The sequence below is a fragment of the Limnohabitans sp. genome (genome assembly GCF_023910625.1).
In the GTDB taxonomy this organism is placed as follows: domain Bacteria; phylum Pseudomonadota; class Gammaproteobacteria; order Burkholderiales; family Burkholderiaceae_C; genus Limnohabitans_A.
The window spans coordinates 859,043-877,335 of the sequence record NZ_JAAVVW010000003.1; the positions used below are offsets into that span (position 1 = coordinate 859,043).

17 protein-coding genes and 1 pseudogene are annotated in these 18,293 nt (G+C 61.3%); 4 read left to right on the forward strand and 14 right to left on the reverse strand.

From position 1 onward, the window contains the following. The first annotated feature begins 14 nt into the window (after positions 1–14). Positions 15–1,148, forward strand: coding sequence for a bifunctional diaminohydroxyphosphoribosylaminopyrimidine deaminase/5-amino-6-(5-phosphoribosylamino)uracil reductase RibD (ribD, locus tag HEQ17_RS07175; RefSeq protein WP_296292099.1), 1,134 nt, complete (start codon positions 15–17; stop codon positions 1,146–1,148). Positions 1,149–1,165: 17 nt separating this feature from the next. Here the strand turns inward: ribD and rpiA are convergent, their stop codons facing one another. Continuing rightward, positions 1,166–1,837 carry a ribose-5-phosphate isomerase RpiA gene (rpiA, locus tag HEQ17_RS07180; protein WP_296292100.1) on the reverse strand — a complete coding sequence of 224 codons (672 nt, stop codon included), beginning with the start codon at positions 1,835–1,837 and terminating at the stop codon, positions 1,166–1,168. A 97-nt stretch (positions 1,838–1,934) separates the two neighbouring features. Here rpiA and HEQ17_RS07185 point away from each other — a divergent pair, with 97 nt between their 5' ends. After that, on the forward strand, positions 1,935–2,978 hold the full coding sequence (locus tag HEQ17_RS07185; protein WP_296292101.1) for a quinone-dependent dihydroorotate dehydrogenase: 1,044 nt from the start codon (positions 1,935–1,937) through the stop codon (positions 2,976–2,978). A gap of 4 nt (positions 2,979–2,982) precedes the next feature. On the opposite strand, the gene HEQ17_RS07190 is transcribed toward HEQ17_RS07185, so the two are convergent. From HEQ17_RS07190 to HEQ17_RS07200, 3 genes are all read right to left on the reverse strand, one after another. Further along, the gene (locus tag HEQ17_RS07190; RefSeq protein ID WP_296292102.1) at positions 2,983–3,849 is read right to left on the reverse strand and encodes a thioesterase family protein; all 867 of its coding nucleotides are present in this window, start codon (positions 3,847–3,849) and stop codon (positions 2,983–2,985) included. A gap of 141 nt (positions 3,850–3,990) precedes the next feature. Next, positions 3,991–6,360, reverse strand: coding sequence for a DNA topoisomerase IV subunit A (gene parC / locus HEQ17_RS07195; protein WP_296292103.1), 2,370 nt, complete (start codon positions 6,358–6,360; stop codon positions 3,991–3,993). Between the two features lie 62 nt (positions 6,361–6,422). Further along, positions 6,423–6,551, reverse strand: a complete 129-nt coding sequence (locus tag HEQ17_RS07200) for a hypothetical protein (protein ID WP_296292104.1) — start codon at positions 6,549–6,551, stop codon at positions 6,423–6,425. A gap of 81 nt (positions 6,552–6,632) precedes the next feature. On the opposite strand from HEQ17_RS07200, the pseudogene HEQ17_RS07205 reads away from it, so the two are divergent. Together HEQ17_RS07205 and HEQ17_RS07210 are read left to right on the forward strand one after the other, a co-directional pair. Beyond that, positions 6,633–6,782, forward strand: a pseudogene (locus HEQ17_RS07205) (IS481 family transposase); the annotation flags it as partial. A gap of 39 nt (positions 6,783–6,821) precedes the next feature. Next, a complete protein-coding gene (locus HEQ17_RS07210) occupies positions 6,822–7,094 on the forward strand; it encodes a hypothetical protein (RefSeq protein ID WP_296292105.1) in 273 nt (90 codons plus the stop codon). A gap of 121 nt (positions 7,095–7,215) precedes the next feature. Here HEQ17_RS07210 and HEQ17_RS07215 read toward each other — a convergent pair whose 3' ends face one another. From HEQ17_RS07215 to HEQ17_RS07260, 10 genes are all read right to left on the reverse strand, one after another. Then, a complete protein-coding gene (locus tag HEQ17_RS07215) occupies positions 7,216–7,653 on the reverse strand; it encodes a type II toxin-antitoxin system VapC family toxin (RefSeq protein ID WP_296292106.1) in 438 nt (145 codons plus the stop codon). After that, the gene (locus tag HEQ17_RS07220) at positions 7,650–7,886 is read right to left on the reverse strand and encodes an AbrB/MazE/SpoVT family DNA-binding domain-containing protein (RefSeq protein WP_296292107.1); all 237 of its coding nucleotides are present in this window, start codon (positions 7,884–7,886) and stop codon (positions 7,650–7,652) included. The genes HEQ17_RS07215 and HEQ17_RS07220 overlap by 4 nt, the downstream gene beginning before the upstream one ends. Positions 7,887–7,962: 76 nt before the next feature. Beyond that, positions 7,963–9,945: a DNA topoisomerase IV subunit B gene (locus tag HEQ17_RS07225; RefSeq protein ID WP_296292108.1), complete on the reverse strand. Its 1,983-nt coding sequence runs from the start codon at positions 9,943–9,945 to the stop codon at positions 7,963–7,965. Positions 9,946–10,014: 69 nt separating this feature from the next. Then, positions 10,015–11,196 (reverse strand): MFS transporter, encoded by a 1,182-nt coding sequence (locus HEQ17_RS07230; protein ID WP_296292109.1) that lies wholly within the window; start codon positions 11,194–11,196, stop codon positions 10,015–10,017. Between the two features lie 38 nt (positions 11,197–11,234). Beyond that, positions 11,235–12,608 carry a DNA recombination protein RmuC gene (gene rmuC, locus HEQ17_RS07235; RefSeq protein ID WP_296292110.1) on the reverse strand — a complete coding sequence of 458 codons (1,374 nt, stop codon included), beginning with the start codon at positions 12,606–12,608 and terminating at the stop codon, positions 11,235–11,237. Then, on the reverse strand, positions 12,605–13,591 hold the full coding sequence (locus tag HEQ17_RS07240) for a D-glycerate dehydrogenase (protein WP_296292111.1): 987 nt from the start codon (positions 13,589–13,591) through the stop codon (positions 12,605–12,607). The genes rmuC and HEQ17_RS07240 overlap by 4 nt, the downstream gene beginning before the upstream one ends. 99 nt (positions 13,592–13,690) lie before the next feature. Continuing rightward, positions 13,691–14,875: a nicotinate phosphoribosyltransferase gene (pncB, locus tag HEQ17_RS07245; protein ID WP_296292112.1), complete on the reverse strand. Its 1,185-nt coding sequence runs from the start codon at positions 14,873–14,875 to the stop codon at positions 13,691–13,693. 79 nt (positions 14,876–14,954) lie between these two features. After that, complete coding sequence (locus tag HEQ17_RS07250; RefSeq protein WP_296292113.1) at positions 14,955–15,611, reverse strand: ABC transporter ATP-binding protein; 657 nt, start codon at positions 15,609–15,611, stop codon at positions 14,955–14,957. After that, positions 15,598–16,392 carry an ABC transporter ATP-binding protein gene (locus HEQ17_RS07255; protein WP_296292114.1) on the reverse strand — a complete coding sequence of 265 codons (795 nt, stop codon included), beginning with the start codon at positions 16,390–16,392 and terminating at the stop codon, positions 15,598–15,600. The genes HEQ17_RS07250 and HEQ17_RS07255 overlap by 14 nt, the downstream gene beginning before the upstream one ends. Next, positions 16,389–18,281 (reverse strand): ABC transporter permease, encoded by a 1,893-nt coding sequence (locus HEQ17_RS07260; RefSeq protein WP_296292115.1) that lies wholly within the window; start codon positions 18,279–18,281, stop codon positions 16,389–16,391. Before HEQ17_RS07260 ends, HEQ17_RS07255 begins: the two co-directional genes overlap by 4 nt. Positions 18,282–18,293 lie beyond the last annotated feature (12 nt).

The following is an 18,293-nucleotide window of genomic DNA, read 5'->3' on the forward strand; positions in this document are numbered from 1 at the left end:
GGATTCAAACCACCGTGCCCTCTTTGCCCGATCAACCGTCTCCTCTGCACCATGCGCTGCAATTGGCTCAACAAGGCCTGTGGCTGACCTCGCCCAACCCGCGTGTGGGTTGTGTGATCACCGCCGCCGACGGCACGGTGCTGGGCCAAGGCCACACCCAGCGTGCAGGTGGCCCTCATGCCGAAATCATGGCCTTGCGGGACGCGGCCGAGCGTGGGCACCATGTGCACGGTGCCACCGCTTGGGTGACGCTGGAGCCCTGCGCCCACCACGGGCGCACAGGACCTTGCTGCGACGTGCTGGCGGCGGCGGGCATCGCCCGCGTGGTGGCGGCCCTGACCGATCCCAACCCCCAAGTGGCGGGCCAAGGCATGGCGCGGCTGGCGGCTGCGGGGGTGCAGACCCACATCTTGGATGCGCAGGATGACACCGCCGTTGAGGCCCGTGAATTGAACATCGGCTTTTTCAGCCGCATGGAACGGGGCCTGCCCTGGGTGCGGATGAAGGTGGCCGCCTCTTTGGACGGACAAACCGCCCTGCAAAACGGCCAAAGCCAGTGGATCACCGGCCCCGAAGCCCGCACCGACGGCCATGCCTGGCGCGCCAGAGCCTGCGCCATCCTGACCGGCATCGGCACTGTGCTCGAAGACGACCCTTTGCTCAATGTGCGCGGCATGGACACCCCGCGCCAACCGCACTTGGTGGTGGTGGACAGCCGCCTGGACATGCCCCTGAATGCCCAACTGCTGGACACGCAAGGCACGGGCGATCAGGCCCGGCAAATCTGGGTTTACACAGCCACCACAGAACACTTGGACAAACGCGCCGCGCTGACGGCACGCGGCGTGACCGTGATCAACTGCCCCGGCCCCGGCGGCAAGGTCGATCTGGCGGCCATGCTGCGCGACCTGGCCCGGCGTGAGATCAATGAGCTGCATGTGGAAGCCGGGCACAAGCTCAACGGCTCCTTCATACGCGAAGGGTTGGTGGACGAATTTCTGGTTTACCTGGCTCCGCAACTGCTAGGGCCAGGCCAAGGCCTGGCCAATTTGCCTGCGCTCACCGAGTTGCGTGGCGCTGTGCAGCTGGCCTTTCATGCGGTGGACCGCATCGGACCCGATTTGCGCCTGTTGCTGCGCCGGGCTTGAGGCTGTAAAACCTCGCGTCAGAACGCCAGCGTCTTCACGCCTTGAGCAGTACCCAGCAGGCACACCTGCGCTTTTTGCAGCGCAAACACACCGACCGTGACCACGCCAGGCCATTGGCTGACTTCGGTCTCGAACGCCACCGGGTCGGTGATCGTCAAACCCTTCACATCCACAATATGCTGCCCGTTGTCGGTCACGAGCGGCTGGCCGTCTTTCAAGCGAACCACCGCGCTGCCGCCCATGGCTAAAAACTGGCGCATCACGCGGGCCGTGGCCATGGGGATCACTTCCACGGGCAATGGAAACGCACCCAAAGCACCGACCAATTTGCTCTCGTCGGCGATGCAGACAAACTTTTTACTCTGGGCCGCCACGATTTTTTCTCGGGTGAGCGCCGCACCACCACCCTTGACCATGTGGCCTTGGGGGTCGATTTCATCCGCGCCGTCGATGTAGACCGACAAGCTCTCGACCTCGTTGCTGTCAAACACCGGAATGCCCAGGGCTTTGAGGCGCACGGTGGAGGCTTCGGAACTGGACACCGCGCCTTTGATCTGGTCCTTCATGGTGGCCAGGGCGTCAATGAATTTGTTCACCGTGGAGCCGGTGCCCACGCCAACGATCTCCCCGGGAACAACGTATTTCAGGGCGGCTTGGCCCACCAGGGCTTTGAGTTCGTCTTGGGTCATGAAAGGGGCTCGGTTGATCAGGCAAAAAGGCGGGCCGAGGTTTGCGACAATCGGAGCAACCGATACCCACGACCCTGCACCAGCCCGGAATTATCCAATGTCCCTGATCCCCTACGCCTTCGCCCGCCCCTTTTTGTTCAAAATGGACCCCGAGGCGGCCCACGACCTGACCATCGAAGGCTTGGCCCGCACCCAAAACACCCCGCTCGACTGCGCTTACCGCCAGCCCTTTGTGGCGCAACCCACCATGCTGGCAGGTCTGCACTTTCCCAACCGTGTCGGCATGGCTGCGGGTTTGGACAAAAACGCCCGCTGCATCGACGGTCTGGGTGCCATGGGCTTTGGCTTTGTCGAAGTCGGCACCGTCACGCCCAAAGCGCAACCCGGCAACCCCAAACCCCGCATGTTCCGCCTGCCCGAGGCCAACGCGCTGATCAACCGCTTGGGTTTCAACAACGACGGGCTCGATGCCTTCATCGCCAACGTCAAGCGCTCCAAGTTCCGCCAGCAAGGTCGCCTGCTGGGCCTGAACATTGGCAAGAACGCCGCCACACCGATTGAGAACGCGACCCACGACTATTTGATCGCCTTGGCAGGTGTGTACCCGCATGCCGACTACGTGACGGTGAACATCTCCAGCCCCAACACCAAGAACCTGCGCGCCCTGCAAAGCGACGAAGCGCTGGACGGCCTGCTGGGCGAACTGGTGGCGCGGCGCGAAGAACTGGCCACCGAACATGGCCGCCGCGTGCCCATGTTCCTCAAAATCGCCCCCGATCTGGACGAGACCCAAGTGGGCGTGATCGCCGCCACCCTTCAAAAGCACGGCATGGACGGCGTGATCGCCACCAACACCACCTTGGCGCGTGACGCCGTGAGCGGCTTGCCCCATGCCGAAGAAATGGGCGGACTGTCAGGTTCGCCCGTGCTGCAAGGCAGCAACCGCGTGATTCGGCACTTGCGCGCCGCTTTGGGCAAAGACTTTCCCATCATCGGCGTGGGCGGTATCCTGAGCGGGCACGACGCGATTTCAAAAATAGAAGCTGGGGCCGACGTGGTGCAGATTTACACCGGCCTCATTTACAAAGGCCCGGTGCTGGTGACCGAAGTGGCGAGCGCGTTGCAGCAGATGAAGCGGTGAACGCTCAGTCCTTGAAGTACACCAACTGGTGCGTGCTCGCCAGCAACTGAGCTTCGGGGCTCCACAGCTCGCCGGTCTGGTCAAAGTAGCCGTGGCGGTAGTTGAGCGCCTTGGCCACGCCCAGAACATGGCGTGTGCCCACCTGCGCCAGCAAAGCACTGTCGGCGTGGAAATAGGTGGTCATTGACACCGTGCCAATGAGGGCACGGCGGCGGCGGCGGATGTAGATGCGCGGGAAAAAGCTGTCGCTGATGGCCGCCAAAGAAACAAAGTCCAGCGCCCGCTCGGGCTCGTCGCGCACCCACAGGATGGAGCGCGAATGGGCTTGCTCTTGCTCGTCAAAGACTGCGGGGAATGCGCCTTCGACAAAGCGCATGTCGTAGCGCTGTGGCCAGGCGGGCATGCCTTTGACGGGCATGCGCGGCACAGCTTCGGGTACGGGCACATTGGCAGGCATCACGGCTTCAACGTCTGACCAGGTTTCGCGCCGCACGGCAAATACCGCCGTGGCAGTGGCCACCACGCCTTCTGTGTCATTTTGGGCCTGATGCGCGTCGATGATCCAGTGCTGGGTCGATCGGTTGGTGCGCACGGGCCGCGCCACAAAGCGGATCTCACCATCGGCCACCGGGGCGGCAAAGTTGACTGTCAGGGCCACGGGTTCGCCCAAGCGCTCGGGGTGCAGCATGACCGACTGCAGCAACTGCGCCGCCGTGGTGCCGCCAAAGGGCCCGACCATGTTGGCGTAAGCCGGATGGGTTGCGCCCATGAATTGGTGGCGCGTGTCCCCAAGCGCTGAGGCGCGCAGGGCAATGGCTTCGTCAAGTTGGTGCATTCGGTCGCTGGATGTCAAGTGAGTGTCCCCTATCATAAAATCGCGACCCATCCACGACTGTCCCGTATGAACGTCTCCACAATCCCCACAGCCCGTGCCCAAAGCTGTGGAAAAGTGCAGGGACAAGCCGCCAAAGGCCCGACCAGCATGGGCTGACGGGGCGTGCTTAAAAAAGCATCACTCCACCCGCGTCACCCGATTCGGCTTGAAGCCCAGATCCGCCACTTTGCCCTTCTTGGCCCGCGCCACTTTGGCATTGTTCAGGCTGCGGATTTCCAGCGTTTCTTCTCGCGCTTTGCCACCGCGCCCAATGCCTTCGATCTTGATGCTGCGGGTATAGGCCGCAGCACCGGCCAAGCTGTCTTTGGCCTCCAGGTCGATCAGCATCAGGCCCCGGCCGCCTTTTTCCATGGTCTTGAGTTCGTTGATCTCAAAGGTCAAGACACGGCCGCCCGTACTGGCACAGCACACGCTGGTCGCTGCAGGCATGGGCAGCTTGTCGGCAGGCACGGTGGCGCTGGAGCCGCTCACATGGCTGGGGGCGCAGACGGTTTCGCCGTCGCCCAGGCTGATGAAAGCCTTGCCCGCTTTGTTGCGCGAGATCATGTTCTCGACCGAAGCCAAGAAGCCGTAGCCGCCCGAGCCACTCAACAGCAGCATGGCGTTGGCGGGGCCTGCAAAGTAGTGGGCAATTTGCGTGGTGGGCTCCAGCTCGATCAGCGTGGTCACAGGCTGCCCGTCGCCTCTTGCGCCGGGCAAGGTGGCCACAGGCACGCTGTAGACGCGGCCGTTGCTGCCCATGATGATGAGCGTGTCCACCGTGCGGCACTCAAAGGTGCCGTACAGGCCGTCGCCCGCCTTGAAGGCAAAGCTCGTGGCGTCGTGGCCGTGGCCAGTGCGGGCACGCACCCAGCCTTTTTCCGACACGACCACCGTCACCGGCTCGTCCACCACCTTGACTTCGGCGATGGCTTTTTTCTCTTCCTGGATCAAGGTGCGTCGCGGGTCGGCAAAAGTCTTGGCGTCGGCTTCGATCTCCTTGACCATCAGGCGGCGCAGCGCGGCGGGGCTGCCCAAAATTTCTTCCAGCTTTCCTTGTTCACCGCGCAGTTCACTCAGCTCTTGCTCGATCTTGATGGCCTCAAGTCGCGCCAGTTGGCGCAGGCGGATTTCGAGGATGTCTTCGGCCTGGCGATCGCTCAAGCGGAAGGCCTCGATCAGCGCCGGCTTGGGCTCGTCGCTGTGGCGGATGATGCGGATCACCTCGTCAATGTTGAGCAAGACCAGCTGACGGCCTTCTAGAATGTGGATGCGGTCCAGCACTTTGTTCAAGCGGTGCTGGCTGCGGCGGGTGATGGTGGTCTGGCGAAAGCTGATCCACTCCACCAACATCTGGCGCAGCGACTTTTGAATCGGCTTGCCGTCGATGCCCACAGACGTCATGTTGATCGGTGCCGAGGTTTCCAGGCTGGTGTGCGCCAGCAAGGCGGTGATGAGTTCTTGCTGCAGGGTGCGGCTGGTCTTGGGCTCGAACACCAGGCGCACGGCGGCGTCTTTGCTCGATTCGTCACGCACCACATCGAGCACGGCCAACATGCTGGCTTTGAGCTGCAACTGGTCGGTGCTGAGCGCTTTTTTACCGGCTTTGACTTTGGGGTTGGTGAGTTCTTCGATCTCTTCGAGCACGCGCTGCGAGCTGACACCTTGCGGCAATTCGGTCACCACCAGTTGCCACTGGCCCCGGGCGAGTTCTTCGATCTTCCAGCGGGCACGCACTTTGAGGCTGCCGCGCCCGGTGCGGTAGGCGTCGGCAATGTCGCTGGCCGGGCTGATGATCTGACCGCCACCGGGGTAGTCGGGGCCGGGAAGGATGGCCATCAACTCGCTGTCGCTCAGCTTGTCGTTCTTGATCAGCGCCACGCAGGCGTCGGCCACTTCGCGCAGGTTGTGGCTGGGGATTTCGGTGGCCAGGCCCACCGCGATGCCGCTGGCGCCGTTGAGAAGGCTGAAGGGCAAGCGGGCGGGCAGCTGGCGCGGCTCTTCGGTGGAGCCGTCGTAGTTGGGGATGAAGTCCACCGTACCCATGTCGATCTCATCCAGCAACAAGCTGGTGATGCGCGACAAACGCGCTTCGGTGTAACGCATGGCGGCTGCGCCGTCGCCGTCGCGCGAGCCAAAGTTGCCCTGGCCGTCGATGAGCGGGTAGCGCTGCGAAAAGTCTTGCGCCATGCGCACCAGCGCGTCATAGGCGGCGGTGTCGCCGTGCGGGTGGTAGCGGCCCAGCACATCGCCCACCACGCGGGCGCTTTTGACGGGCTTGGCGGCGGTGTTGTTGTTCGGGCCGCTGTACGACAAACCCATGCGGTCCATCGAATACAAAATGCGGCGCTGCACCGGCTTTTGGCCGTCGCACACATCGGGCAAGGCGCGGCCTTTGACGACGGACAGCGCGTATTCGAGGTAGGCACGCTGGGCGTAGGCGCCCAGGTGGTCGCCTTCGGGGGCGGCGGGTTGAAGTGAAGCTTCGGGGGTCAGCAGGTCAGTCATTGGGGTTCAGGTTTTGTAATGTAAAAATAGGGCTGAGGCCAACAAGTGCATCATCAGACAAATCAAGGAGTAATCTCTGCCAGCGTCTGCCGAGCTACTTGAACATGGGGTTGGCAAACGGTCTCATGGTTTTTGTACAGCCACACTTCAATGGTGTCGCTTTCAGATTGGTAAATGGTGATGTGGCTCATACGGTCTTGCTCCTAACTTGCAGCAGCAAAACGAACTTCAGGAAACGGATCGCTTTTGGCAGATTCGATGAGCATCTCTAGCTCACGCGTTACGTGGCTCTGTACAACCATCAGTTACCCCAGTCAGCGCTTAAAAGCAAAACACCGATGAGGGCCATGAAAGACTGGTACGCTTCTCATCCTCATTTGTTTATAAAACGGCCTTACGATCATCCGGGATGCGCCATCTAGCTCAATGTGCTGGGGCTTGTAGCCTTTTTCAAGCAGCCGATGGACACATTCCAACACCACCGCGTTTTCAGACGACGAGAAGTTGCAGGTGTCAGCACGGTTGACCTTGAAGCCGTGTATTTTCGGGTAATCGATGCTTTGCTTGCTGAAATCAATGCGGATGGCCTCACCGTTCTCGCCATAGGTTTTGTGCAAAACATCGCTGACTTCTTGGCTGTCTGCCGAAAACCCCAAATGCAAGGCAAAGGCAAAGGCACGGAAATGGTGTTCGTCGATCATGTGGTTTTCCGTGTTGACGGTGCGTTTATTTGAGATTGAACACCAAAGAATACAACCAGATCGACCAACACATCCCGGTAAATAGAGGGTTTGAAATCGAGCAGTTCAATGCGCAGTTGGTAGGCCAAAGTCATGGGCGATGGAAGCTCAGGGTTTATGGAACGAGCACCTTAGGCACCCAACCTTTTGCAGTGGCCCGATTGGCAAAGCCTTTGGAATCGAAGGTGACCAGCACATCGCAATGGCGGCTGCTGGCGTGGTGCAAGGCATCGGCAAAGTCGAAACCTTGGCTCAAGGCATCGCAGGCACTTTGCAAGGCTTGGCGGTCTTGCATTTGCACCTGGGGCATGCTGAGCAAGTGGTTGAACACCTTGGCCACCGTGCGTGCCTCCAGTTTGTAGAACCCACGCAGAACCCACTCCAACTCCAAGGCCACGGTGGTGGCCACGAAGAGGGGTTTGCCACTCTCCAGCAAGGCACGGGCATGTTCACACTGGAGCGCCGTGGCGGCATCGGTTTGCTCGGCCTGCACGTAATAACGCGCCAACACATTGGTGTCCAACGCCGTCAGCTGCGAGGTGCGTTGCTTCATGGCTTGAGCGCTTGAGCCGCATCCCAATCGGCAGCTACGTGCGCCCCCTTGACTTTGACCATGCCAAAACCCGGTTGGGGCGACTTTTTGGCAGGGACTGCGGGGCGCAAGGTAATACAAGTGGCGTCGGCACTGAGGTCAAACGTCACCGCTTGCCCTGGCATCAAGCCCAGTTGCTGGCGCAAGGCTTGAGGAATGGTGACTTGGCCTTTGCTGGTCAGTGTGGAAAGCATGGTTGACCTCCGGGTTGATCTGGGTGCGGGTGAAAGCACCATTGAATTGTATTACCAAGTAAGAATTGACACCGATTTACACATCGATCTCAATCGAGTCGCCGTGCAGTTCCATCAGCTCGCGGCGGGCGGCGGCTTCGCCTTTGCCCATGAGCTGGGTCATGAGGTTTTCGGTGCCCGCGTTGTCCAGCGGGCCCAACTCGATCGGCAGCAAGCGGCGCGTGTCGGGGTTGAGGGTGGTGTCCCACAGCTGCTCGGCGCTCATCTCGCCCAGACCCTTGAAGCGGCTGATGCTCCAGCCACCTTCTTTCAAGCCATCTTTGCGCAGCTTGTCGATGATGGCCATGAGCTCACCCTCGTCCAGCGCATAGGCTTTGGACGCGGGCTTTTTGCCGCGTGCCGGCGCATCGACCCGGAACAGCGGGGGCCGCGCCACATAGAGGTGCCCAGCTTCGATCAGCTTGGGAAAATGCCGGAAGAACAAGGTCAGCAGCAGCACCTGGATGTGCGAGCCGTCCACGTCCGCGTCGGACAAGATGCAGACCTTGCCGTAGCGCAGGTTGCTCATGTCAGGGTTGTCGTTGGGCCCGTGCGGGTCCACGCCGATGGCCACCGAGATATCGTGGATTTCGTTGTTGGCAAACAGGCGGTCGCGGTCCACTTCCCAGGTGTTGAGCACCTTGCCGCGCAGGGGCAAGATGGCCTGGCACTCTTTGTTGCGGCCCATCTTGGCGCTGCCACCGGCCGAGTCGCCCTCGACCAAAAACACCTCGTTGTGCAGGATGTCTTTGCTCTCGCAATCGGTCAGTTTGCCCGGCAGCACGGCCACGCCGGAGCTCTTGCGCTTTTCGACCTTCTGGCCCGCTTTTTGGCGGGTTTGCGCGGCCTTGATGGCCAGCTCGGCCAGCTTTTTGCCGTGGTCCACATGCTCGTTGAGCCACAATTCCAAAGCCGGGCGCACAAAGCTGGAGACCAGGCGCACCGCGTCGCGCGAGTTCAGGCGCTCCTTGATCTGGCCCTGAAACTGCGGGTCGAGCACTTTGGCGCTCAGCACATAGCTGGCACGCGCAAACACGTCCTCGGGCATGAGCTTGACGCCTTTGGGCAGCAAGCCGTGCAACTCGATGAAACTCTTGACAGCGGTGAACAGGCCGTCGCGCAAGCCGCTGTCGTGTGTGCCGCCCGCGCTGGTGGGAATCAGGTTGACGTAGCTCTCTCGCACCGGCGCACCGTCTTCGGTGAAAGCCACCGCCCACGAAGCGCCCTCGCCTTCGGCAAAGCTGTCGTGGTTGGCGTCGGCAAAGCCCTCGCCCTCAAACAAAGGGATCACCGGGTCACCGTTGAGCGTTTGCGTCAGGTAGTCGCGCAGACCGGCTTTGTATTGCCACTGCTGGTTTTCCTTGGTTTTCTCGTTCACCAAAGTCACCGTCACGCCCGGCATGAGCACGGCTTTGCTGCGCAGCAGGTGGGTCAGCTCGTTCATGGGCAGGGCGCTGGATTCAAAGAATTTGGCGTCGGGCCAGGCGCGCACGGTGGTGCCCTGTTTGCGGTCACCCTCGCCTGTGGGCCGCTTGACCAAAGACTCGGTCACGTCGCCGCCCGAGAAAACCAGCGTCGCCACTTGGCCTTCACGGTAACTGGTCGCCTCCAAGCGCTTGGACAGCGCATTGGTCACCGACACGCCCACGCCGTGCAAACCGCCCGAGAAGCTGTAAGCCCCGCCCTTGCCCTTGTCGAACTTGCCACCCGCGTGCAAACGGGTGAACACCAACTCGATCACCGGGGCGTTTTCTTCGGGGTGCAGGCCAAAGGGAATGCCCCGGCCATCGTCTTCGATGCTGACCGAGCCATCCAAATGCAGGATGACTTTGATCTTTTTGCCGTAACCCGCCAGAGCCTCGTCGGCGGCGTTGTCCAGCACTTCTTGGATGATGTGCAGGGGGTTGTCGGTGCGGGTGTACATGCCCGGGCGTTGCTTGACGGGCTCGAGGCCCTTCAGGACGCGGATCGAGCCTTCGGAGTACTCACTGGAGGTTTTGACAGTTGATTGGGTGGCCATGGTGGCGGATTGTAGAGGGATTTCAGGCGCATCACTGGATATAAACACAGCCCATTACACCTGAACCGTTCAAAGGCTTGCGCCGTGGGCACTGGTGGGTCGCAGTCGCCACGCCCATTGGGAACCCCAGCCCACCACAGACCCCACCACCCAGAACACCGGCGCCACACCAGCCACCGCCCCAGCGGCCCCAAAAAGCATGGGCATGAGCACGCTGGAGGCGTTGATGCTCATCAGCCGCAAACCCAGCGCCTCACCATGGCGGTTCGGCGGGGTGATCTGGTGCAAGGTGCTCATGATCATCGGCTGGGCCGTGCCCAAGACCAGCCCCAGCAACACCGAACACAAACCCATGGCCCAAGCCGTGGGCATGAGGGGATAAAGCCCAAACAGCAGCGCGGTGCAAGCCATGGAGCCCGTGATGATCTGGTGCTCCTTGACGTGGCGCGAGATGAAAGGCAAACACAACCGAATGAAGGTGGCCGCAAGGGCAAAAGCGCCCAAAATCATGCCCACTACCGACGCGCTGTAACCACGCTCATGGCCCAACACCGGGACCACGAAAGTGTGCACATCCCAGCACGAGGACAGCACCCAGTTGACCGCCAGCAAACGGCGCATCATGGGCTCGGCCAGCAAATCCTTGGCACGCCGGATCGCCTGCTTGTTCTGCGTGTGGGGAGCGTGTAATTCGGTCACAGACCGCACCCAGAACCAGGTGCTCAATGGCAGGGCTGCCAGCATCCAGAATGCCCATTGAAAGCCCGTGATGTGGGCGGGTTGCGGACCGGCAAAGTCAATCAGCAAACCTGCCAGTACCGGCCCCAAAAAGTTAGAAATCGCCGGGCCAATCGACAACCAACTGAACGCCACGCGCAGCTCAGCGGCATTTTGGGCCATGCGACCCACATGTCGCTGCAACGCAATCACCGCCATGCCGGTGGCACCCCCCGTGGCCAGTGCACTCAAACACAAGACTGGAAAAAATGGCCAGATGGCAGAAAGACTGGCCCCCACAGAAGAGATGACCACACTGATGAGCAGCGGTTTTTTGAGGCCAGCACGGTCGATGTAGCGACCCGCAGGCAGGGCCAAAAACACCTGGGTCAGGGCAAACAGCGCCAACAAGGCCCCCACGGCAAGAGGGCTGTACCCCAACTTGAGGGCCAACAGCGGCGTCGCCATGCGCATGCCTGCCATACAGGCGTGCAGGAAAATTTGGCCCCCAATCAGCCGAGGCAGGGTCTTCACCTCATCTCACCTGCTGCTGGCGAATCGCCGCTCATGGCTCATGACTCGCTGCCCGGCAGCAGGGTCTGGGCCTGGACTTCGGGCAAAGCATCGACCTGGCGCAAGGCTCGGTTCATCACGTTGCTGCGGGTTTGGGCCTGGTCGAGCGTGTTCAGCACGGTTTGCGTCTGGTTGCGCACCTTGTCCAGCACATCGCCAAACTTGCCAAACTCGGTCTTGACGGCGCCGAGCACCTGCCAGACTTCGCTGGAGCGCTTTTCCAGGGCCAGCGTTCTGAAGCCCATTTGCAAAGCGTTGAGCATGGCCATCAAATTGGTTGGGCCTGCCAGCGTTACGCGGTGGTCGCGCTGCAGGGTTTCCATGAGGCCGGGGCGGCGCAAGACCTCGGCATACAGGCCTTCGGTGGGCAAGAACATCACCGCAAAGTCGGTAGTGTGCGGTGGCTCCAGGTATTTTTCGGCAATCGATTTGGCTTCGAGCCGGATGCGCGCTTCGAGGGCCTTGGCGCACAGCTCGGATTGCACCAGGTCGGCGCGGCTTTGCGCTTCGAGCAAGCGCTCATAGTCCTCGTTGGGAAACTTGGCATCGATGGGCAGCCACACCGGCTGGCCACTGTCGGATCGACCCGGCAAGCGGATGGCGAAGTCCACCCGGTTTTTGTCACCGGGACGCGTGGCCACTTGCACCGCATATTGTTCGGGCGTGAGCACCTGCTCCAGCAATGAAGCCAATTGCGCCTCGCCAAACATGCCGCGCGTCTTCACGTTGGTCAGCAGGTGTTTGAGATCGCCCACGCCCTGCGCCAGGCTGTGCATCTCGCCCAGACCCTTGTGAACCTGCTCCAGGCGGTCGGCCACTTGCTTAAAGCTCTCACCCAGTCGGGCTTGCAGCGTGGCCTGGAGTTTTTCGTCCACGGTCTGGCGCATTTCATCGAGCTTGGCTGCGTTGCTTTGCTGCAGCTGGGCCAGCTGGGTTTCCATGGTGCCGCGCATCTCTGTCAGGCGCCGAGCATTCGACTCGGAGAGCGCATTGACCTGTTGAGCCAAGCTGTCGGTCAGGCTTTTTTGCAGCAGGGCCAGTTGCTGGGCCAGTACGTCGATTTGCTGGTTTTGGGTGCGGGCAGCCTCGGCGCTTTGTTGCAGCAGAGACTGCTGGAACAGCGTGAGTGTCTGCATCACCTCTTGCCGCCCCTGCACACCGGACTGGCTGATTTCGTTGCGTAGTTCTCGCTCCAGACGCTCGGTTCTGGCCTGCACCGCATCAAACTGCTGCTGTTGCCAGCCCATTTGCGATGAGGCCTGTTCAGCAGCTTTAGCCGCTGCGGTATCGGGCAAGGTCTTGAAGCTGTGCAGCAAGACCAACAGCAACAAGAGGTTCAGGCCACCCAGGCCCCATAAGATCCATTCACTCATGCCGTTCTGCCTGGCAAGCTGTTCAAAGGCGTAAGAGCCTGGCCCCGTGTCAGGTAGGCCACCAGGTTGTCGGCTGCGAGCTGGGCCATGGCCTTGCGGGTCTGCAGGGTCGCGCTGGCGATGTGGGGCGTGAGCACCACGTTGGGCACCTTGAGCAAGTCGGGGTGCACCGAGGGCTCGCCCTCGAACACATCGATGCCCGCCGCAGCGATTTGGCGCACCGCCAGGGCTTTGGCCAGGGCCGCATCGTCCACGATTCCGCCACGCGCAATGTTGACCAGTGTGGCCGTGGTCTTCATTTGCGCCAGCTCGGCCGCGCCAATGGTGTGGTGCGACTCCGCGCTGTAGGGCACGACCAGCATCACATGGTCAGCGGTTTTGAGCAGCTCTTCTTTACCCACATAACGGGCCTTGCACTGCACTTCCAGCTCGCCGCTCAAGCGCGAGCGGTTGTGATAAATCACATTCATGCCAAAGCCATGCGCGGCGCGGCGGGCAATTCCTTGACCGATGCGACCCATGCCGATGATGCCGATGGTCGAGCCATGGACCTCGACCCCGGCAAACATGTCGTAGCTCCACTTGGTCCACAAACCGGCACGCAAATAGTGCTCACTCTCGGACACGCGGCGGGCCGTGGCCATCAAAAGTGCAAAACCAAAATCTGCGGTGGTTTCGGTCAGCACGTCGGGGGTGTTGCTGGCAATCACGCCCGCAGCGGTCATGGCGGGCACATCAAAGTTGTTGAAGCCCACGGCCATGTTGGCCACGATGCGCAGCTGGGGATTGGCCTGCAAGAACGCCGCGTCTATGCGCTCGCTGCCGGTGGTCAAAGCGCCCACTTTGCCTTGCATGCGGCGGGTCAGCTCTGCGGCAGACCAAACCTCATCGGCTTGGTTGCTCTCGACTTCGAACACCTGCGCCAAAGACTGCAGTACCTCGGGGAAGATGGCGCGCGCCACCAGAATAGAAGGTTTGGACATGATTGGAAGCCGTTTTGAAAAAGAAAAGCTTGGGTTCAAGGACTTGGACCCCAGCACTCTGCCCAATGGATAAGCGATGTTAACGACAGAAACCGACCTTCAGTTGCCAGGGGTAACTTCAAAAACTTGGCGCAGGTAGGCCAAGTATTTTTCGTCTTCACACATGCCTTTGCCGGGAGAATCTGACAATTTAGCCACAGGCTGACCGTTGCACCGGGTCATCTTGATGACAATTTGCAGCGGTTCGTAACCCAGGTCGTTGGTCAGATTGGTCCCCACGCCAAAAGCCAACTGGCAGCGTCCCCTGAACTGCTCAAACAGCTCAATGGTGCGCGGAATCGTCAGGCCATCACTGAATATCAGTGTCTTGGTCTTGGGGTCAACCCGGTTGTTTTGGTAATGCGCAATCATGCGCTCGCCCCAGGAGAAAGGGTCACCACTGTCGTGCCTTGCGCCATCGAACAGCTTGCAGAAATACAGGTCGAAGTCGCGCAGAAAAGCGTTGAAGCCGTACACATCACTCAGGGCAATGCCCAAATCGCCTCGGTACTCCTTGGCCCAAGACTCGAAAGCGAAAACCTGGCTGTCACGAAGACGCGGCCCCAGCGCTTGAGCCGCCTGCAAATACTCATGCGCCATGGTGCCCAGCGGAGTCAACCCCAGCAAATAGGCGTAATACACATTGCTGGTGCCCGCCAACTGGCCACTAGGGCCGGTGCCTAAACGGGCTGACAGCACGCGCAGCACCTCTTCATGCCAGGCACGTGAAAAACGTCGGCGTGTGCCGTAGTCCGCAATCTTGAGGGTTTCAAGGCCAGTGGCCTGCAGCTGGGCGATTTTGGTGTCCAGTCGGCGGCGGCCCTCCATCAAATCGGGCACTTTCTGGGTGTTGCGGAAGAACACCTCGTTGACGATGGCCAGCACCGGGATCTCGAAAAGAATCGTGTGCAGCCATGGCCCCTGGATGGTGATGTCTATCTCACCTGATGGCAAAGGCGTGACTTCAATGTACTTTTCATTGAGCTTGAACAAGCCCAAAAAATCAACGAAGTCGCTCTTGATGAAGCGCAGTGATCGCAGGTAATGCAGTTCAGCGTCCTTGAAATTCAAACTGCACAGGGAACGGATTTGCTGACGGATTTCATCGACAAAGGGTGCCAGCTGCACGCCAGGGTTACGGCACTTGAACTTGTACTGCACCTGCGCACCAGGAAACTGGTGCAGCACGACCTGCATCATGGTGAATTTGTACAGGTCGGTGTCGAGCAGGCTGGTGATGATCATGGTGTGTTGTCTCTGGCGGCTGGGGCCACTCGTGCTTGACGGTCAGTGTAAGGGATGCCTTACCACCGCGTTGTCGGATTCAGGCCACCGTTTGCATGCGCCCACTGGTCAGCACCAGCACCCGCTGCGCATGCCGGGCCAGGATGTTGTTTTGCTCGGCCACCAGCATGGACACACCTTCGCGGACCAGTTGCAACAAGGCATCACGCATGGCCGCCACCAGCACCGGGGCGATGCCCTCGCAAGGCTCATCCAGCAGCAACAGGCGCGGGCCGGTCATGAGGGTGCGGGCCAGCGCCAGCATTTGCTGCTCACCACCACTCATCTGGCTGGCCGGGCGGTGCAGCATGGTTTGCAGTTGGGGAAACAAAGCCATCACGCGGTCAAAGCGCTGCGCGGGCGTGACCGGAGCGCTCAGGGGCGTCCCCGATGGCGCTGCGATCCACAGGTTTTCTTTCACCGACAAGCCGGTGAACAAGCGCCGGTCTTCGGCCACAAACCCCAAGCCTGCACGGGCGCGACGATGCGCGGGCCAGTCCTGAATGGGCAGACCTTGCCATTCGATTCGGCCTCGGGATCGGGGGCCGATGCCAATCAAGCTTTGCAGCAAGGTGGATTTGCCCGCGCCGTTCAAGCCTTGAATCACGATCAACTCGCCCTCGCCCACCGACAAGTTGACATCAAATAAGGCCTGGGCTTGGCCATACCACGCGTTCAGACCTTCAACGTTGAGCACTGAACAAGCCTTTCATGTCGAAATCCATTCCCAGGTAGCGTTCGCGCACCTGCAGGTCTTGCGCCACCGCCTCGGGCGCACCATCGGCCACCAAGCGGCCTTGCATCAGCACCAGCACCCGGTCGGCCACGCCAAACACGGCGTCCATGTTGTGCTCGGTATAGAGCACCGTCACGCCTTGCGATGCCACTGGGCGCACCAGCGCCATCATGTCGGCCCGCTCGGCCATGGCCAGACCGGCGGCGGGTTCGTCCAGCAGCAGCAAGGTCGGCCCGCGCTCAGCACCTGGCTCGGGCAAACCCGCTAACGCCATCGCCAACTCAAGGCGCTTTTTGGCACCGTAAGGCAAGTCGGCCACGGTCGCGTGCGCCTGATTCTGCAAGCCGGCTTGCGCGACCAACTGCAAAGCGCGCTCGGGTTGGCGTCGGTCCAGCCGGTCCCACCAAGCCAGTGGCACCGGCCAGCGCAACACCAGTTGGACGTTTTGCAGCACCGTGAGCGCTTCAAAAGTTTGCGCCACCTGAAAAGTGCGGGTCACCCCCAAACGCTGGCGCTCTGCGGGGGGCTTGCCCAAGAGCGATTGCCCTTGCCACAACACCTCACCCGCCGTGGGCACCTGCTGGCCCGCCAAGCAGGCAAAGCAGGTCGATTTGCCCGCACCATTGGGCCCGATCAGGGCCACACACTGGCCCTCAGGCACATCAAAAGACACGCCATCGAGCGCTTGGACGCCGCCAAAATGCTTGGTTAAAGCTTGCACTTGCAAAGCTGCGCTGCTCATGCCGGTCCCTCAGTGGCTGTTGTGCTCGCAGATTTGGGCGCGGTGCGGCGCGCCAGTAGATGCTGCAGCGAACCCAACACCCCGCTGGGAGCCAACACCATAACCGCCATGATGACCAGGCCCAACACACCGCGCCAATAGTCCAGGCCCTGCCCCAGCTCGGCCCCGCCCCACACCAAAAGCGCACTACCCACGGCCGAGCCCCACAACTGGTGCACACCACCCAGCAAAATCACCAGCAAGGCATCCACCGACATGGCGACCGACGCCACAGACGGGAACAGCGCGCCTTTGAAGGCAGCCCAAAGCCCGCCAGCCAACCCCGCCAAAGTGGCGCTGCCCACAAACACCTGGTAGCGCAAAACCTGCACCGGCAAACCACTGGCCGCGGCCCGCAGCGGCGCGTCGCGCAGCGCCTGCAAAGCCGCGCCCCGGCTGGAGCGAACCACGCGGGCCATGCCCACGATGGCCAACAGCATGAAGGCGCACAGCACCGCATCCGCCAAAGCACGGGATTCGGGTGCAATCAAGCGCACGCCAATCAAACCGTTGTCACCGCCCGTCAGGCCCACCCACTGCGTGGCCCCGGCCCAAATCATTTGCGCCAGCGCAAGCGACAGCATAGCCAGGTACACGCCACTGCTGCGCACCACCAAAGCGCCAAAAGCCAAGGCCACAGCCAGCGCCAGCGCCATGCCTGCGGCCAAAGCGGCCAACAAACCCGCCCCCCAATGCAGGTGCGACAACGCCGCTCCATAAGCGCCCAGCGCAAAAAATGCCGCATGGCCAAAACTGACCAAACCACCCAAAGCCATCATCCACTGCAGGCTCAGGCCAAACAGCATCATCACCATCACGTCCTCGGCCAGACTTCGGCCGTAGTCGCCCTGCCCCCAGGCCAGCAGCGTCAAACCGACAAAGGCCAGAACAAACACCGCCTGGCCCCAGTGCGCCACCGGCCACAGCGCAAACACCGGCACGCTTTCGCGTTGCTCGGCATGCACGGCCGACCCGGCCAAACCCTGCGGCCGCCAGACCAACACCACCGCCATGGTCAAAAACACCAACACCAAGGTCGCTTGCGGGAAAAAACTCAGTCCCAAAGCGTGGATCACGCCGATCAGCACCGCCGCCGCAAAAGCCCCGCCAATGCTACCCAAGCCACCTGTCACCACGACCACAAAGGTCTCCACCACCACGTTCACATCCATTTGCAAGTGCGCCGGTTCGCGCGGCAATTGCAGCGCCCCGGCCAGACCCGCCAGACCGCAGCCCAGCATGACCACGCCCAGCATCAACGGCGCAGGATTCACACCCAGCGCGGCCAGCATCTCGCGGTCTTGCGTGGCGGCTTTCACGCGCTGGCCCCACAGCGTGCGCGTGAGCAAAAGGTGCAGGCCCAGCCAAACCAAGGGGCCCAGCGCCAAGGTGAACAGTTGCCAGGTCGGAAAAAACGACTCACCCAGTTGGATCGCACCCTTGAGGCCTGGAAAGCGCGGCGCAAAGACTTCTTCAGGCCCAAAATACCAGCGCATCGCGTCGTGCAGCGCCAGCGTCAGACCAAAAGTGGCCACCAGTTGGTACAGCTGCGGCGCATGGCGCATGCGCTTCAAAAGCAGCACTTCGGTCACCGCCCCGAGCAAGGCGGCCACACACGCCCCCATCAAAATCACCGCACCATAGCCCCAAGCGCTGCCCGCCATGTCGGGCCACCAGTTCGTCACCGCGTGCGCCGACCACAAAGCGCCCAACATGAAAAAACTGCCATGCGCGAAGTTGACGATCCGGGTCACGCCAAAAATCAGCGTCAGCCCGGAGGCCATCAAGAACAAGGTGGTGGCGTGGCTCAGGCCGTTGAGCAGCTGCAGCGCCAGTGCTTCGAATCCCAATTCAGTCCCTTG

Bases quoted from the DNA above. Each gene is read 5' to 3' on its own strand.
- rpiA (WP_296292100.1), bottom strand. From the start codon at position 1,837: ATGACCCAAGACGAACTCAAAGCCCTGGTGGGCCAAGCCGCCCTGAAA.
- HEQ17_RS07185 (WP_296292101.1), top strand. From the start codon at position 1,935: ATGTCCCTGATCCCCTACGCCTTCGCCCGCCCCTTTTTGTTCAAAATG.
- HEQ17_RS07190 (WP_296292102.1), bottom strand. From the start codon at position 3,849: ATGATAGGGGACACTCACTTGACATCCAGCGACCGAATGCACCAACTT.
- parC (WP_296292103.1), bottom strand. From the start codon at position 6,360: ATGACTGACCTGCTGACCCCCGAAGCTTCACTTCAACCCGCCGCCCCC.
- HEQ17_RS07200 (WP_296292104.1), bottom strand. From the start codon at position 6,551: ATGAGCCACATCACCATTTACCAATCTGAAAGCGACACCATTGAAGTG.
- HEQ17_RS07210 (WP_296292105.1), top strand. From the start codon at position 6,822: ATGGACACATTCCAACACCACCGCGTTTTCAGACGACGAGAAGTTGCA.
- HEQ17_RS07215 (WP_296292106.1), bottom strand. From the start codon at position 7,653: ATGAAGCAACGCACCTCGCAGCTGACGGCGTTGGACACCAATGTGTTG.
- HEQ17_RS07220 (WP_296292107.1), bottom strand. From the start codon at position 7,886: ATGCTTTCCACACTGACCAGCAAAGGCCAAGTCACCATTCCTCAAGCC.
- HEQ17_RS07225 (WP_296292108.1), bottom strand. From the start codon at position 9,945: ATGGCCACCCAATCAACTGTCAAAACCTCCAGTGAGTACTCCGAAGGC.
- rmuC (WP_296292110.1), bottom strand. From the start codon at position 12,608: ATGAGTGAATGGATCTTATGGGGCCTGGGTGGCCTGAACCTCTTGTTG.
- HEQ17_RS07240 (WP_296292111.1), bottom strand. From the start codon at position 13,591: ATGTCCAAACCTTCTATTCTGGTGGCGCGCGCCATCTTCCCCGAGGTA.
- pncB (WP_296292112.1), bottom strand. From the start codon at position 14,875: ATGATCATCACCAGCCTGCTCGACACCGACCTGTACAAATTCACCATG.
- HEQ17_RS07255 (WP_296292114.1), bottom strand. From the start codon at position 16,392: ATGAGCAGCGCAGCTTTGCAAGTGCAAGCTTTAACCAAGCATTTTGGC.